Source organism: Lysinibacillus sp. COL-1 (genome assembly GCF_059814265.1).
Genome location: NZ_JCAWSJ010000002.1, coordinates 134,383 through 151,590 on the forward strand (window position 1 = coordinate 134,383; position 17,208 = coordinate 151,590).

At 35.2% G+C, this 17,208-nt stretch carries 19 protein-coding genes; all 19 read right to left on the reverse strand.

Annotation, left to right across the window (positions count from 1 at the left end; genetic code table 11):
* Nucleotides 1-8: 8 nt before the first annotated feature.
* Complete coding sequence (locus tag AC6BKE_RS01125; protein ID WP_499855601.1) at nucleotides 9-1,151, reverse strand: CpaF/VirB11 family protein; 1,143 nt, start codon at nucleotides 1,149-1,151, stop codon at nucleotides 9-11.
* 33 nt (nucleotides 1,152-1,184) lie between these two features.
* Nucleotides 1,185-1,892, reverse strand: coding sequence for a hypothetical protein (locus AC6BKE_RS01130; protein WP_499855602.1), 708 nt, complete (start codon nucleotides 1,890-1,892; stop codon nucleotides 1,185-1,187).
* Nucleotides 1,893-1,913: 21 nt separating this feature from the next.
* Entirely contained in the window at nucleotides 1,914-2,276 is a 363-nt protein-coding gene (locus AC6BKE_RS01135) for a hypothetical protein (RefSeq protein ID WP_499855604.1), read from the reverse strand.
* Nucleotides 2,277-2,316: 40 nt separating this feature from the next.
* Nucleotides 2,317-5,385 (reverse strand): hypothetical protein, encoded by a 3,069-nt coding sequence (locus AC6BKE_RS01140; protein ID WP_499855605.1) that lies wholly within the window; start codon nucleotides 5,383-5,385, stop codon nucleotides 2,317-2,319.
* A 34-nt stretch (nucleotides 5,386-5,419) separates the two neighbouring features.
* Nucleotides 5,420-5,839: a hypothetical protein gene (locus tag AC6BKE_RS01145; RefSeq protein ID WP_499855606.1), complete on the reverse strand. Its 420-nt coding sequence runs from the start codon at nucleotides 5,837-5,839 to the stop codon at nucleotides 5,420-5,422.
* Between the two features lie 168 nt (nucleotides 5,840-6,007).
* Nucleotides 6,008-6,166, reverse strand: coding sequence for a hypothetical protein (locus AC6BKE_RS01150; protein WP_499855607.1), 159 nt, complete (start codon nucleotides 6,164-6,166; stop codon nucleotides 6,008-6,010).
* A 156-nt stretch (nucleotides 6,167-6,322) separates the two neighbouring features.
* Nucleotides 6,323-6,979, reverse strand: coding sequence for an ArpU family phage packaging/lysis transcriptional regulator (locus AC6BKE_RS01155; RefSeq protein ID WP_499855608.1), 657 nt, complete (start codon nucleotides 6,977-6,979; stop codon nucleotides 6,323-6,325).
* A gap of 92 nt (nucleotides 6,980-7,071) precedes the next feature.
* Entirely contained in the window at nucleotides 7,072-7,722 is a 651-nt protein-coding gene (locus tag AC6BKE_RS01160; RefSeq protein ID WP_499855609.1) for a hypothetical protein, read from the reverse strand.
* Between the two features lie 157 nt (nucleotides 7,723-7,879).
* A complete protein-coding gene (locus AC6BKE_RS01165) occupies nucleotides 7,880-8,713 on the reverse strand; it encodes a S1 RNA-binding domain-containing protein (protein WP_499855611.1) in 834 nt (277 codons plus the stop codon).
* Between the two features lie 306 nt (nucleotides 8,714-9,019).
* Nucleotides 9,020-9,970, reverse strand: a complete 951-nt coding sequence (locus AC6BKE_RS01170) for a hypothetical protein (RefSeq protein ID WP_499855612.1) — start codon at nucleotides 9,968-9,970, stop codon at nucleotides 9,020-9,022.
* A 394-nt stretch (nucleotides 9,971-10,364) separates the two neighbouring features.
* Complete coding sequence (locus tag AC6BKE_RS01175; RefSeq protein WP_499855614.1) at nucleotides 10,365-12,245, reverse strand: type IV secretory system conjugative DNA transfer family protein; 1,881 nt, start codon at nucleotides 12,243-12,245, stop codon at nucleotides 10,365-10,367.
* 35 nt (nucleotides 12,246-12,280) lie between these two features.
* Complete coding sequence (locus AC6BKE_RS01180) at nucleotides 12,281-12,694, reverse strand: YosH family protein (RefSeq protein WP_499855615.1); 414 nt, start codon at nucleotides 12,692-12,694, stop codon at nucleotides 12,281-12,283.
* Nucleotides 12,678-13,052, reverse strand: coding sequence for a hypothetical protein (locus AC6BKE_RS01185; RefSeq protein WP_499855616.1), 375 nt, complete (start codon nucleotides 13,050-13,052; stop codon nucleotides 12,678-12,680). Before AC6BKE_RS01185 ends, AC6BKE_RS01180 begins: the two co-directional genes overlap by 17 nt.
* Nucleotides 13,053-13,141: 89 nt before the next feature.
* Nucleotides 13,142-13,885 (reverse strand): hypothetical protein, encoded by a 744-nt coding sequence (locus AC6BKE_RS01190; protein ID WP_499855617.1) that lies wholly within the window; start codon nucleotides 13,883-13,885, stop codon nucleotides 13,142-13,144.
* Nucleotides 13,886-14,154: 269 nt separating this feature from the next.
* Nucleotides 14,155-14,382, reverse strand: a complete 228-nt coding sequence (locus tag AC6BKE_RS01195) for a hypothetical protein (protein WP_499855618.1) — start codon at nucleotides 14,380-14,382, stop codon at nucleotides 14,155-14,157.
* Nucleotides 14,383-14,447: 65 nt separating this feature from the next.
* Nucleotides 14,448-14,951: an RDD family protein gene (locus AC6BKE_RS01200; protein WP_499855620.1), complete on the reverse strand. Its 504-nt coding sequence runs from the start codon at nucleotides 14,949-14,951 to the stop codon at nucleotides 14,448-14,450.
* 214 nt (nucleotides 14,952-15,165) lie between these two features.
* Entirely contained in the window at nucleotides 15,166-15,660 is a 495-nt protein-coding gene (locus tag AC6BKE_RS01205) for a hypothetical protein (protein ID WP_499855621.1), read from the reverse strand.
* A gap of 45 nt (nucleotides 15,661-15,705) precedes the next feature.
* Nucleotides 15,706-15,942: a hypothetical protein gene (locus tag AC6BKE_RS01210; protein WP_499855622.1), complete on the reverse strand. Its 237-nt coding sequence runs from the start codon at nucleotides 15,940-15,942 to the stop codon at nucleotides 15,706-15,708.
* 112 nt (nucleotides 15,943-16,054) lie between these two features.
* Nucleotides 16,055-17,167 (reverse strand): replication-relaxation family protein, encoded by a 1,113-nt coding sequence (locus AC6BKE_RS01215; protein WP_499855623.1) that lies wholly within the window; start codon nucleotides 17,165-17,167, stop codon nucleotides 16,055-16,057.
* Nucleotides 17,168-17,208 lie beyond the last annotated feature (41 nt).

Sequence of the window (17,208 nt, forward strand, 5' to 3'; positions counted from 1 at the left end):
GACCTTTCTTACACAGCTATAGGCTGCTTTATTTTGAAAATATCAGGCAGTAAGTGATACAACTGTTTATCCTTAATTTCCTCTAAGCTTTTTTCTGATAACGGATTAAAAATCTCTTTTGAAACGTATTTCTTTTTCTTTTCATCATATTCTTGAATATGACGATATAAATAAGTTCCAACAGCTCCCTTTTCCGTATAATCGTTGTACTCCATGATTTCCTTAATTCTACGAACAATTAGACCATCTTCAATTGCATATTGCATGTAAATCCCAAATCGTAGGAACTCTACAATCTCTCTCCCAACAATTAAATCACTCATGATGGAGTATGCAGGTGCTTGACGAATCATTGGTACTAAGCGAGCAGGAACGTTCGCAGCACCTTTAGCATGAATCGTTGTGATAATCGCATGGTCTGTTTTTACACTATCTAGAATATCAGCAGCTTCCGCTCCACGTGTTTCAGAAATAATAGCCCAGTCAGGATTGTTACGTAATGCTGTTTTAACAAGATCAGACATTGTAACTTTTTTATTACGCTGTTCAGATAATAAAGTTCGCCAACTATAAATAAACTTGTCTGGATACAAAGCTTTTATATGACTATCTCTTGTATCTTCTATCAGAGCTATAATTTTGCTACTATCAATTGGACCCACAAGCATCTTTTGAAGCTCCGTTTTCCCCGATCCCGTACGACCAGCAATAATAATGTTACTTTCTGCTTTAACCAAGATCGTCAATAAGTCTTCAATATCTTGATTATTACCGAATGTCATTTCTTTTAGATTATCTACAGCTAGTCGTGGTCTGGAAATACGTAGTGCTAATGTATCTCCATCCGGACTGACAGCATCATGAACAGCATTTACACGGATATAGCCAAACTCTGTATCTAATATCGGTTCATTATCAGTAAACTCCTTTTTTTGAACGTCCGAAATTTGTTTAATTAAGCGTCTTACTTCTTGTAATTTTGGTTTTTCATCTAGGATTTGGGGACCTTTTTGGTTATGTTGGATTCTTACCTTATCAGCATCAAAGTTAATATCTGTTATACCTTCATCATTTAAGTAGTCTGCTATAAAACTACTTTCCAGAATTTTTTTAATGCGAATTTCGTATTCATTTAATTGCTCAGTCATCATATAGTCATAACCCCTTTTCTTATCTTATTAGATTTATTGTCCGATGTTTGAAATAGAGCCAGTAACTCCAGCCATGTAATACACAAATATAACGCCAGCAAAGCCTACAATTGTAAACATGGAAATAAAAATTGGAATATAACCTAGCGTTTCCATACTGCCCATTTTCTTCTCTATTAGCTCATCAACTCTGTTCTTCTGAATTTCTGTGATGTATGCCTGCAATTCCTTCATTGCTTCCTTCTTGATACCAAATTCACTGAACTGGTAGATCATATCCATAATCATATAGGCTTCACTTGATCCAACATAATTGGCAAATTCTAAATAATGCTCACGTTTATTGTCCACTTCAATTTTTTTAATTAATTCTTCAAGTCGTCCTTTTATCGAACCACGAGTATAAGGCAACAAAGCAATAAAAGCTTGATATACATTCCCCGCAGAAGGAATTAACGCCATGAAACTTTCTATCATCTCCGGAAACAAATAGGAATTAAGATAATCATCTTTTTTCTTTCTTGTAAGTAACGTATAGTACGGATATTTAAAACCAACCACCATTGCAATAATAGGAACATAGAACAAATGGTATTTCTCTGAATAATAAATGAATAACCCTGCAATAAGAGTAAAGAGAATTAAGAAAATTAACCGTGTTTTGAAAAAAACCTTTGAATCTTTGTTGTAATATTTCAAAATCTCTTTTAATTTCTCTTCCCTGACTAATTCAGTAATCATAAAGTTCAACACTCCTTTTTATTAATTGTTTCGAATCATATTAAACACTTTATTTTGGGTAGTTAGGGTTTCTTCTTTAAATACCCCTTCATATGTGTAGTGATAATTAATTACAATGGTTTCTCCATATTTCATGGAGCCATGAAGCGGGTTGCCTCTACTATCATTAAAACTGATACTATAACCTATTGAAGATAGTTGGTTGATATAATTTGTTACCCTTCCCGTTACGCCGCCTTCTTCCTTGACCAATTCAGAAACTTCTGATGTAACTTTTAAGAAGGCGTGGTTGTGTAAGGAGTTTAATTCGAATTGTATAAAGCCAGGCACGAATATTCCGACAAACAAAAGCATGGCAATAATTGCACCTTTCATTTCACCCATAACCGAGCACCACCTTTACGTTAAAATCTTCTTTTTACGATTACCGCCAAGCTTCATACTCCAAAATCATATTGTATTGATAGAATTCTTTTGTTTCGCCCGAGTTAGGTGTAGCTGGCTTCGTAACATATCCACGATATTTAAATATACGGGTGTCAAGAAGCGGTCTTTCCACGATGCCTTGATACTTGTAAATGCGTGTATCTGTTTCTGGGTGTGTAACAATCCCTTTGTACTTCTGAACATATTCATAAACACGAGTATCTGATTCAGGTCTTATTACATATCCCCTATAAGCATATTCACGAGTGTCTTGTGCTGGCTTCGTAACATATCCACGATACTTGTAAACTCTAGTATCTTTTTCCGTTCTTGTTACGTCACCGCTATATTTTACATTTGTGTTTGGGAAAATATCTTCTAAAAACTTTAAGTAAATAGTAATTCTATTTGCCGAAACATCAATTCCAGCGCCTTTTCTCAAAAACTTATAATTATCATGTTTTAGTGGTATATTGATTCTACCTTGAAGATCCTGTTTATCTTTATTTTGTTCAAGATACTCCACCAGGTCTTTATTTGTATAAAGACCATTAGCATTCAAGAAATCAACAGCTTCAATAGCAACTTCTTGATCAAAAGTTTTCATATAATCAAAACTATTCATCTTTTGACCATTCTTATCAAGGTGGTATAACCAGCCTTCATACCCATCAGAGTCTTTATATTTCCAAACAATATAACCAGAACTACCACCATAATTATTACCAGATAATACACTTGTAAAATCTATCAGAGAATCTAAATTATTTTTAGGATAATAGTAGAAGTTGAAAAGTGTATTTGGTGAATTAACGGGAGCTTCAAAATCCTTGATATATTTGGTATCTGTTGGTAGATACTCTCCACTTGCTACATACTTCACAAGCGTACCTGTGAATCCATCCTGGTTATATTCGGCAGTAGAAATACCTTCTACCCATTTAGTCTCTTCTGGTATAACTTGACCGTTTTTCACATAACGTTCTAATGTTCCGCTATAACCATCTTGATCATAGTTCGACGAGTCATGCCCTTCTATATATTTTTTATCCGCTGTAATATATTCGCCGCTTATAATTCTTTCCTCTACATCTCCATCTTTTGTTAAAGTGCCTTTATAGCCGCCTTGTGAGTATTCAATTGTCTCAGGGAAGGAATCTTTATTGGTTTTGACAACAGTCCCCGTATAGTTCTGTTCGTATTTGTAAACACGAGTATCTTTTTCGGGTTTTGTTACTATTCCTGTGTAAGATTGTTTGTAGCTATATACCCGAGTGTCTTGTTCAGGTTTCGTGACATATCCACGATACTTGTAAACTCTTGTATCTTTTCCTCGCCTTGTAACTGTACCGCTATACTTTAAATTCAATCCATTTAACGGAAATTTATAACCTACAAAAGCTGTAGCACTGTAAGATCCATTTTGTAAGTCTTTAAAATCTTGTCTGAATAATGTGAACTCAGTTAGATACTTGTACGATTGAATATAGTGTTTTTTGTTGTGGTTTTGATTGTAGTATTCTTGCATTTTTCTTCCTGTTAAATTTAAAGACTGACTAAAAGATTTGAAATAATCATTAAATTCATCATTAAATTCTTTATTATAGTATTTTGAAGATAGACTTCCGCAAGAATCAGACATCAGCAAACCTTCGTAACCGTCTTCTTGATAATTGTAATAAGCATAGCCACCGCTTACTGACCTAGTAACCCAATTACCAATAGGAGCTTCCATAGAACCATCTGTATAAAAAGTACGGTTGGTTTCGCAATATAATTTGTTAGATGAAGTCTCATAATTTTTTATTTCTTTAGTATCTGCTGGAATGTACTCACCACTGGCTACATATTTTTCAAGAGTTCCTTTAAATCCGTCTACATTATAGTTGGCCAAGTCATAACCCTCTATATATTTTGTTTCTGCTGGTGTATATGAACCTGAAACGACAACTTTAGTAGAGTGACCATTTTTATACAATGTCCCTTTAAATTCATCCTTTAAATAACTAAGTGTATCGGGGAAAGAATTTTTATTTGATGTGATAGAATCCATCACTTCTTTACTTTCTGACGGAGTATATTCTCCATCAATTACTTTAGCTGAAGAATTGCCTTGCTTTGATAAAACGCCTCTAAATTCGTCCTTATCATAATTGATCGTGTCCGCAAATGAATTTACATCTGTTGTAACTGTTTCAGTTACTGTCTTTTCCTCTATTTCAGCTTCTATTGTTAATGTTTCTGATACTTCTTTGCTATCCTCTGGCAAATAGTTACCGCTATCAAGATACTTCTCAAGTTTGCCGGTATAGCCATCTACGTTGTAGTCTTCAAAATCATAACCAGTAACCATCTTTGAATCGCCTTCAACATATTCTCCACTAGCTACATATTTTTCAAGGGTGCCAGTATAACCATCCTTGTCATAATACGGGCCATCCTCCCCGACTACATATTTCTGATCCGCATCTTCACCATCATTTATTTGTTCCTGACGGATCGGCGTACCGTTCTTCATGCGGATTGTTACATCTTCACCGCTAATGTTGACTACTTGTGCGGAGCCACTATCACTGGAAAGTCCTCTAATGCTTTTTAAGCCAGGCACCTTAAATGTCTGAATAAGATCTTTACTACTATCAGTTTCATTCGATTTTAAACTTATGTTTTTGAAAACACCTCCTTGATCAATATTTCCGCTCCCAGAGCTATTACGTTTCAAGATCTGGATATTATTTTTAGTTTCAAGTTTCCTCTCCTTATAGACATTGGTATACGTATAGGTGAAATCAGCAACGATGGTTTCACCATACTCAACGGCACTCATAAGCGTCTGCCCCTTGCTATCTTTAAAAGTTACAACATACCCTAGCTTATGAAGCTCGTTGACCGTACCAGCTACTATCTCAGTCACGCCGCCTTCTTCTTTAACGATTTCGCCAACCTCTGCTGTAACTTTCATAAAAGCTTGTTGATGTAGGGCATCAATACTAAACATAAACAACCCAGGCACTACAAAAGCAATTAAGAATACAAATACTAGTAGTGCACCTTTATGTTCTCCCATAAATACACCACCTCAATTGTTAGTAATAAAACCACTATCGCTTTAACGTGTCGATAGTTACACGTCGTTCTGCCGAAGCCCTTACTTTTCCTTCATCGTCCATGTACTGAACGATAAACTGAATCCCTCTCATTTCACTTTTGTTTTCGGTGATATCCCCTTCTTTATCCAAAAACACATATAGAAGCTCAATATCATACCCATGATTTTTTTGAACATTTGCTACGTTTGAAATCAGGTTGGCAACCACCTCATCTTTATCAAAGTAAGGGTATCCGTCATTAGAGTCCTCAATTTCACCTCTAATTAAGCCAACACTAAGATTTTCAGCTAATGTTTCTACTTCTGAGGTAGTACGAACGGCTGTATTTTGTACAGCAGCAGTGTAAGCAATAAAGAACGCAACAAATAAGACAGTTAGAAAAATAGATACCCACTTCAAAGTGGTAGACATATGCTCCCTCCTCGCTTTCATTTTTTTGAATATTTCATCGTCCTATCCAAAAACCCCCTCGACAATTTATCGAAGGGGTTCTTAAAAAAGGATAGAAAACTGTGATAATGGATTTTAATAAGTAACGAAAGCATTGTATTCAATTTTTTGTTGTACAGCAGCTAATGGTTACTTCGGTGATGGTAGTACGCTTTGCACCATTGCTCTAAAGTTTGAACCAATGTCGTCAAGTAGTGGTTTGATTACGTTCTCTCCAAATGCGACCCATAAACCGAATAGTAATAGCACAGCAATTACTATTGTAATTACTCCCTTATGTTCTCCCATTGTATAGCTCCCTTCTAATTTGGTTTATTCATTTTTGGGGGTTAAGAAAGTGTTTTGCTTCCTTATGCCTTTACTATACCGTCTGTACAATCTATCAAAGTCCACGAATAGTCCTCAAATAGTCCATAAAAAGTCCACCAATTGCTAAGCCTTATTTTATTGATTTAACAAGGACAAGCCCAACCAATATAAGGCTTCTTTCTTTTGTTTATAATAATAACTTCTCCCAATATGCAATTCTGCATAGATAAAATCATCAATTGGAAAGCGGCCGTTACTTTCTAATTTAAGATACTTTAACTTAATAATGTCACGATGTAACTCTGGTAGTTGTTCTAATCGAGAATGAAAAAACTCAAGTTTCTCTTTTATTAATTTTTTATCTTCTGATTCCTTAGAATTAAAATGAACATTCGAATTTGCTTGCAAGTTCATTTTGTAATATTTTTCAATCCATTCCTTCATAACATAACTAATAATTTTTTCCCGATCATTTATAGACTTTGAAAAATTATCGGATAATGAAGGCATAGATGAAGTATGATCACTTACAAAATGTTGATAATCCAATTCAGTTAGAGCATACCTTTCCATATACTCAAAAATTGTTCCCAATTGTTGAAATACCTCTGACGTGACAAATTCTTCTCGTATGCGTCCTCTTTTACTACTGGTATTTGCATCAATTTTCAAAGTATGCGGAACATTACTTACACATAAAGCGCCGTTAAAATAGGGCTTATAAACAACCATATCAATTACATTAACAGTTCGAGAAGCGGTTGCTTCCGTTTCTTTCGAATTCATTGCCAACAGTATCACTCCTTTTTAATTCCCTTTCTTTTAGTCTGGTTTGTGTTAGGCTGGAAAAGGGGCGATGGTTTTTCTATCCTTTTTTTGTTTGCTTATTGAACCTTTACTGTTTCCCTAACAAACTCCCCATCCTCCATGAAATAAAACAGGTTTTGAATATGTTCAACTTCATTTATTAAATCTTCATCAAGAGCAATGCGGATCTTCAAATTTGATAAAACCCACTTTAATGGCTCTAAATGCTGGAGGGATTCCGTCAAAATAATGACTCGTTCACTAAAATGTTCATTCCATTTCAAAAACATATTAAGATCATTGGTATCACCACGAACTACGTAAACATAAAACCGCTTCCCCCTTAATGTAAGAGCTCCCACGAATGGTTTTGGTGTCGGTTGAACAATAGATTGATACGAACCCGTATCAAAATGCTTGTACAGTTGGAAATATAGAATACATTTCAAAACATCTTCTGTTTTGTAAGAAACCCAATAATTCAAAGAATAACTATCAGATATACCAGCCATCACAGCCCCATTCATCCCTAAAGTGTAAATAGGTATAGTTTTATTACCTGACTTAATTTCATGACGAACAATCTTCTGCTCAATCACCATGCTTTTCAATCTCTTTTTATCAATAGAAAAAATCTTTTGAAGCTGCTGCCCCCCAATTACGCCAACAGTGGCTAAGGCTTTAATAGCTAGTAATTCTTTAGGGGATTCTCCGTTAAAATGTTCCATTCTTTTAAAATTTGAAGGTAGTCTATTCCAATATAATGACCAGCTCCTTGACAACGAAAAAGGACTAACCGACATTTTTCGCGAATCCTCCTTTCCCACATTTTTATAATTTAAAAAGGGATTACACAAAGTAATCCCTTTTTAAATTTTTATGCTATTAATTAATTACTCGAATGATTTTGCAACGAATCTGTTTATTGCCTTCATCAAGGTTGTTTACACGAATAAGAACTCTATCACCTTTTTTGACGTTTTGGAATTTCAAGTGACTTGCTAGTGAATCAACCCCATCCTCCAAATTAACGAAAATACCAAAATCACGAACACCGGATACTTTGCCAACATATTCACTATTTCGTTTGTATCGCTCTTTTGCCGTTTCCCATGGGTCTTCCTGTAAAGCCTTCGCACTCACGGTTACTTTTTGTTCCTCCTCATCGATGGAAAGCACCTTTACCTTAATATGATCACCGATTTTAACATGCTCTGTTAAATCATCGATCCAACCGTATTTCATTTCAGTCAAAGGAATGCGAACTTCAATGCCGCCAATATCAGCTCTTACTAGCGTTGGACTTACATTACGTACTACTGCGAGGATATGGTCATTCACCTTGATTTTTCGCAGTGTAATGGCAGCCATCTCTTTCAGGGCATCAGTTCGAGAAGCCATGAAAATTCGTTTCTCATCTTCCTCAAGGTATTCCAGAACTTTGAATACCGATGGTTTGCCAGACATTGCCCGGAGCTGGCGAAGATTTTGTACTCCTGTAAATTCAATTGGAATATATCCACGAATATGTCCCACACTCACAACAGCACATTCTTTACCGCCAAGCTGTTCAATCCCTGTAATTTCGGCTTGTAGAATCTTATTATTTTGCTTTGCACTAACAACCGTCTTCCAATCCTTGTCATAGCCCTCTTCTGCGATCATCTTCGTAGAGTCAAAACCTTCAATTAATACACTATTCAATTCTTCAATAGCCATCCAAATCTCTCCTTTAAAATGCGTTTTTTATTTATATCAATCTCTATTTATATAGAGATGTTGATATCATATTGTTTTGAACTCGTCATGCTCAGTTGCCGAAATAAGGCAGCCGTTACATGATTTTTAAGAACAAAAATAAGCGCCAATAGCAAATACTGCTACTGCGCTTTGACATCAGTGATCCAAGCTATATTAATAAGTTGTTGACCTAGTAAAACACTCACTATGGACAGCTTCATGCCCTGGGACTGAACAACCTTTAACAATTGCATTAACTAAATAACGTATCGTTCCATGACTAAATTATTGACCACAGTATTTCCTTTCATAACTTTCTATGGCACATGCTAAACCTAAATATAATTCAGGACGATCAGTTAAATTGATTTCATTTTTAAGTTCCTCAATAAAGTTAGAAACAGATGGCTTGGCATCCTCAGTTTGTTCTAATTTTTTTCGAGTTTTTTCGATTAGTTTAACTTGATGCCCTCTAAAATAAAGTTCCAACGTTTCGAGATACTCCTTCAAGTAATTAAGAAAATCAACGTAACCCATCAAACGTCTAACTTCTTCCGTTTTTTGTTCAATTAGTAATTCCAAACTGATTTTTTGTTTGCCTTCTTGTTTTGATGTTGTCGAAACACTTTGTTCAATTACTCCCCCTGAAATCGAGCCTATTGAGCAACCATGCCCAATATTACCTCTGACTGAATAACCTTTAATAATTGCATTAAATAAAAAATCTTTTTGAGAAACATTTAATTGACTCAAATCATGTGCAGTTACAACTATACTTACTTCATTTTCCACACAGACTTTAACAAAGTCTTTGAACATACCAGCATTAATAAGATCACGAAGCACATACGTTGTTTCATCTACTAGAAGTACCTCAAAGTGTTTTAGCAAATTGACAATTAACGTTACATTAAATACCGTTTCCCCTTTTTGAATAGCAGTCATAGGAACTTTTATAAACATTAATTGTTTTACTTCGTCAGGAAATTCATTCTGAATCGGGTCAAAATGAGTAATGATTTCTTGGTCAACCGTTATTCGCTCTTGTATGCTAGATTGCTCCTTCACTTCAATCACGCACACTTTTTTACCTTGCGAGATTAACTCTTCCGCAAAGATACTCAGTTGCTCCGTCTTGCCTGAAGCAATTGGGCCAACAAGAGCAACACTTTTAGCGTGGTTGTAATTTGTTTTACCAGAAAAAGTACCACCAACAACAAACTTAGAATTTAACATAATAAAAACACTCCTTTAATTTTCAATGTAAAAGCCGTTAGTTTCCAAAAATGAATACTAAAACACCCCTCATGAAATTTTCAATCTTCTTCATGAGAGGTGTTTTATTTGCATAATAACTAGATTCTTAAATATATACTGAAATGATTTTTTGAAAGTTATTCCATAAATCACTCCCTTCATCTGGGCTGCCCCCATAAAACAAACCGTAATAAAATGACCTACAAGGTTTTTTCCTTCTAGGTCATTCTATTATATATATTTAAGAGGGGGGCAAGATAAGTTTCCTTTAACATTCTATTCATTATGACAATGTTTATTGGGTAACTCACTTCTTTCTACACATATTGTATAACTTTTGTCAGCAAGAAGCAACTACTTTTTCAAAAAAAAATTAATCCCAAAAGCTATCTCTTGAATTTAGCTTAACTTTTTGACTTGATTTAGGTTTACTTTCTTGAACAACATTCTTTTGTTGATTACTTTGTTGAATTTCTTCACCACTTGGCAAAGGCTTTACCTCTGTATATTTATGGAATTTATGTCGGTTCTGCGAATTATCTACAGGTCCCCATGATTCATGTTGTTCATACTCTTTATATGGTTGGTGGTTTATCTCAGTCGATGGTTGTAACGGAATAGATGTAAACATGTTGTTTTGTTCACTTTGATTAACATGTAACGACTCCCTAGGTATTTCAACATATTTTTCCTGTGGATTATCATAGTTATCCACAATATTATTCACAGTTTTATCAACAGCGTTGTTAACTGTAGTCAACACTTTTGATTCTTCTTCTTTATGACCACCTTGAATACTCTGATCAAATTCATCATATGTCTCCGTTGTATCTTGAACAGAAGTTATTTTGTTTCGTTTTTTTCTTTTTGCCTGTTCAAAAAGAGTATTCAGAAGCGGAACACCTTTAAATAATCCGCTTCTAGATAAACGTTTGAGTTGCATGTCATTCATAAGATTGTATTCCCATTCCCGCGCTTCCTTCCAATCCTTGCGTACAAACTGTCCTATTGCAACTGCCGGCTTTTGGGGATGCCCATCCTGCAATAATTTATGGACAAAATGAAATCGTGGTAAGCCATCCATTAAATCAGTTGCATCAAAACGATATTCTTGATCTTCTGTATCTCTATACGAGTCTGGAAAGAGATTCGGTAAGAGGATTCTATTCTTATAAGTGCTTTGTCGCATCGTTATTTTATCTTTACCCAATTCCTCGGCAAATTCGTTCGCATCCTCACTTTTAATTCCACCAAACACAACTATATTTCGACAACCGCCTAAAATAGCCCGCTTCATTGCTTTAGCGTTAATTTTCCCTGATTCTATCTCTAACTGCCCTAGCGATTGAGTAGCAAAAATTCCTGCTACTCGAAACTCAGCGGCAAGGTTCAAAAAGATTTCAACATCTGGATTGATATATCGTGAGTATTCATCAGAAATTATGATGTGAGGAATACGTGTTCTTTCTGTCCCAGGTCTTCTAAAAGCACCATTTTGTAAATGCATCACGACAAATTGTCCGAATGCATCACCTGATGATCGCAACATCCCCAATGCTGTGTTAACTGCCAATACACCGCCTGTTGCATAATGCTGGTCAATATTGATACTGCTTTTCCCTGTCATAATACGACGCAAAGCATCATTGGACACTACGTTTTCTAACTGTGCTCGTAAGCCAATAACAAACTGACGGTACTTTTCCTTCATGCTGCCTAATAATTCAGATTCAAAGAAGTGAACTAAATCAGTCATACCATCTCTTGCTTTTAATTTCGCTACTTTCTCCGTAAGCACGTTTTCATCCCGCAAGGTATTCATAACATCAACAATGTCCATGTTATCTCCATGCAACTCTTTTAATAATTTGGTTACATTTCTAGCTGATAATTCCTGTACCGTTGCAAAGAAAGCATCTTGCTTACCAAATAAGCCTTTTAGTACAATAACGGTTGCCTCCGCTACAGAGTTAATTTCCCCTTCCATCGGATTGAAGCGATCCGTATTGGGATTCAACGGATCAATATGGGTGTGAGGAATGCCCATTTCTTCACACATTTCAGCAACCATTGCGGCCACATCTCCTTTTGGCTCAATAACAGATAAACCTAAAGGAATACCTCTAGCCTTTAGCAGTAACAATTGATAAATCAGCGGCTTTAATATGGTAGCCGTTTTTCCACAACGAGTAGGACCAACAACGAGCATATGTGTAAACATATCATCCCCACCCCATTTTATAGGTAGTCCCATGCTCGCCCTCCTTCCTTATTTAATTTTTCAAACTGCTAGGGGTGATTGATGATCAGAACTTCAACTTTTTCTTTCCTGAACTTGTCCAGGATGTCTTCTATTGATAAATTTCGGGATTGATTCTTAACTAACAAATAGCTATAGAGAGCAAGGGCATATTCATTTGACACTTCCTTAAACTCCGTATTTACACCATCATCAATTACTACTAAATCAGCATATAGCTCAATCGCTTGCTCGACAGACTTCGCTTTAATCAAGGCATAATGTGGTTTCCGTATTTCAAAAAAACGTGTATGCGAAATTGACTTCTCTAATGCTTCTAAAGCAATATCGTCAATTTTTTTATACGCCTGATTAAAAGTCGTGAGTCCTTTTGTAATAGCAGTTATTTCAAGCAGCGCTTCTCTTTGAACAGATAGGTTCTGATTTTCAAAGTTGCTCTTCATTGTCAGAACTCCTTTCATCATTACTAATTTCAGAAGCGGTTTCATTTATCGTTTCATTAGGTGTACTAACAGGAATTTTCAATCTTTCTATATACCAAGCAGGCAGCTTTTCAACTGGCATGCAAATAAATGTTGTAATCGCAAAATTGAATAAACCTAATATGATGGACAAAATGATATGAATAAGTGACGATTGAGCTTGAGCTATAGGCATCACGACAAATTGCATTATTGTAAAAGAACCTGCGATTACTTTGTAAAAAAGAATAAAGCTTGGATTGGATTCTTCCTTTTTTAACTCCACAACATTTAATCCCCAAATAGATAAAACAAAAATTATTGGACCAAAGTACATCATGTGACTACATATCCCTCCACTCATTAAAACGAGTAATAAATATATTCAAAATGTGTAGGTTTGTGCCAAAAAAATAAAACGCCTTTATGTCACTCATTGAAGGAGCCTGACATTGACGTTTTAACATTTCCACTACCAATTCTTTCACCCATTTTATTTGTTCTCTCTCCCCCAATCATTGAACCATTATTATTATTTGAAATACGTTTTATCTCCGCTTCACCATTCACAACCACCTTAGATAAAACCTCTAATTCGGGAACAATCTTAATTAAACTCTCTAAGATTACTTCCCTCCGTTCTTTCAAGCCAATAAAATCGCACATGTTGACTAAGCTGGAATAACAACCTGCAAGTGTAATAATTTCACGATTAAATCGTTTTTTCCCCGCAGCAGTTTTTACCATCAATTCAGGCAATTCATATAGGTCATTTGTTATTTGATATACAACGAAGTTATACAAAGTTTGTGCATCCGTTTCATTGGCTTCCCGCTCCAATCGTTTAAAAAAGAAACGTGCTTTATAAGAAAAATCATCAGTGGATAGTTCACGTAATAACTCATAGGACATCTTTATGAACATTGCATTAATTTCTTGTAATTGCTCCCCTAAGTGTAAAGAAGCAGTTTCGCAATCGGTTGATTCCTCACTTGCAAGCTTCTTCAATACATTAATGAATGCATACTTCGTTTCATCTTCCTTCTGCATAACGAAAAAGTCACTGGCAATATCTGCTTCATCTAATTTCAGACAAACAATTTGATCTTCACCTTGTTCTGCATTTGTTTCTTTTGTACCTTGCTGCATAATTTTTTTAAACCAACTAAACATAACTACCTAATCCTTTCCTAATTATAATTTTTGAATTTTTACTTACAGAATCCAACTGATACCGTACATCCAAATGATCGGCCTGACTCTAGGAATCAAATTTACCCAATCATCTGTAAGCAAAATACAACAACTGAATCCAGCTAATAACGTGAGTAATAGAGTAATTGGTAATAGAAGCGGAGACTTGTTATCCCTGGTTTCTTTATCTTGTGTCATGGCGCACTTACCTCCCTTCAAGTGAACTCACCTAATTGAGCATCGGTACATCACCATTTTTTAAAACAGGAATCAAATAAAGATTGAGTATAAGGAGAAAAGCAATTTCTACCCGATTCTTGTAAAGCTGTTTGCTGCTTCACAAGCACTTTATCTCGATACTTTCTGTAGTTCGACACAACAAAACCGATTTTAATTTCATATCCGTCTTTTTCTATAAAAGAAAAAGCCTGTATTAACGTTCCATTGTCTGTTTGCGCTTTTAGAGTTGTTTTCATGTTCAATACATCCTTTTAACTATATTATTCTGTTTCAAAACGATTTTTGAATAACTGATACTGCTTCATTTGCTCTTCACAACATGCGTTTTCGCCAACAAATCATGTAGTGATTTCTTTTCGGAATGGAAAACGACCATAAGATAGCCAGCCCATAACGGCAGCCCTGATAACACACGAGCAAACGTTCTTCCAACTGCTTGTTTAAGTGATATGCGTCCCTGATTTTCATTAACCACTTTAATTCCTAAGATAAGCTTTCCTATTGTCGCCTGTTTCTTCGAACTTTCCAATAAAACAAAATACATAGTAGTCACAATTACCATGAGAATTATGCTCAACAGGACAAAAGTTACTTGCATATTAAATAACCTCGAATTAAATTCCTCAATTGTAGAGATCCCACCATTTTCGAGCATTGTTACAAAGTTATTTGTTTTCGGTAGGATAAAGGTGAATGTAACTACACTTTGAATAATCCAAAAAGGTATACCGATAGTAAGCCCATCAATCATTATTGCAAAAAATCTAATCCAGAATCCCGCATATAATCCTTGTTTCTCTTGCATTACCAATCACCTTTCTATTTCATAGGTTTCATTTATATAAATATCCTCACCACTTATTGGCTCTTGCCATCGTTTACCATGCATATTAAATCCAATAAATAGAGCGACAACTAAAAAAATAAATAAAAAAAGAACAGTGTTTATAAATACTAAACTGTTCCTTGCCTTTTTGTTGTAAAAACTTAGTTTTCTATACTCATTATCCTGGTAACTACTAATCCTCACTTTCAGTTGATTCTCCTAACGTAATATAGATTTGATTTGCATTCTTATTGTCCTTCCGCTTTTTCCACTTTTGAATGATTGTTTCATTAGGCTGTTCTTTGATACGTTGATTTCCACGCTTCTTTTTATAGGATGTTTCTGCTCTCATCACTACATAATTCAAATATAGCGATACAAATAAAAGTAAAAACAAAATAATCTTCATCATGAACCCGGCGCTAATGAATTTATCAAATGTCCAATTGTAATAAAAAAAACTGGACGCCGTTAGCACTGCATAAATCGAAACTGTAACCGACACCAATCTATTTGTCTTTCTTTTATTTTCTTGTGTCATATAACGAATAACTACATGAATAATTATCGTAAGGACACCTAGCACAATGAACCATACGGGCTTAGGTATGAAATCACCTTCCCATAACAACATCAAACCATAACCACTCAAACCAAAACTGATTATTGCTACAATTAATTGCAACATACAACCAACTCCTTCTGACCTTACTACATAACCCACAAGAAGCAGTTAATTAATCAAGACGTCGTTCTTTACTTCTGTTCCCTTACTATTTTGTCGTCTGATTTCTATTTCAAGTAGGAATGATATCTCGTCTTTCAAAACTTGTTGCAGCACAGCGAACAAGTTAATTTGAGATTCTTTATTAAGATTTTCTGCAATTTCCTTATTTAAATACTCCATTTCATTACAACCCAAAATACTCGTTACTCGCTTTAAATCTTCAATTAAAATAATTTCCTTCAATACATACACACCTTTCCATTTCAAACAAAATGTCAATATTCAAAACGTCTTTTGACTCGTTATAACCTCGAATTTCAAAACGAGTTTTGAATGGTAAACTAGAACGTCCTTCTTAACCATTTCCTATTGGTTGAACACGTAACAAATAATCAATCATCTCCGTTCCCGCTTCTAAATACTCTACGTGACGATAATTTTTTAGTGATTCCTCATGTATGTGTTTCATTGAGCTGTTCACATATGCCAACACCTTCCTTCCGTCCTGTTGGAAATCTTCTTTTTTATATTGCTGAATATCAAATATTTTTTTCAAATCGTTATCCACCAAGTTAACAAAGTATTTTTCCTCTCCTTTGTGAACAACAACACAAGTTAATCCAGCATATTTAGCACGGACTTCTTGAAATTCTAAACGTCTTTTGAATGACAATGCGTTTTCTGGAATCGAGCACGCATAGCGCAGTATTTCGTCCTCATTTTCAAATAGTCGCAAGTAATATTTGCCAAATGTATAAGGCAAAATTTTTAAACTTCGTACTTTCGCCAGAATGTCGCGATTTCTTTCTTCTGTAAAAGTTTTAATTATATCGTTAAATCCGTTTTCGCCTTTTTTGAAAATAAGATATTCCATTAGTGCTGGTTTGTTTTCCAAGGTGCTCGAAGAATAGTTTTTGATTTCTCTAATCATCTTTTCAACGTTCTTGTCACTGACGCTATACAGGTAGGTGTAGATTCCATATTCCTTACCGCCCGTACAAATGTTCTGTAGCGTTCCCTGTATATTATCACTACGATTCAATTGGTAACGTAACTTAATTTCACGGCTATCCGTTAAGATCCATCCATATGGTTCTAAGTCAATCATTAAGTCGTTTGTTGCCAATAAAAACGGTACTAAGTTTTCCGCCACATCCAACTGATGAATTTTTTTATCCACATACACTCCTTTGTTTCGTAATACAGTAAGACCTTCTTTTGTTAAACGATGATACTTCCCTTGACTTCTTTGACCGAAGCGGTAGCGCATGATTGGATGACTACTAATATAACCGCTCACTCTTAACAAGCGTAATTTGCGATATGTGTACGAAGCGGTCATTTTATATCGTCGTTCGATCTGATCCGTACTCATTACACGGTACTCGTACAAGCCATGCAAAATATCGTGATCAAGCGGTTGTATTTTTTTAATACCATCTTTTTTAGTATAGCGATTATGTTCCATGCAGCGCTCTCCCCCCTCCAAGTTTTTTTGAGATAAGCCAT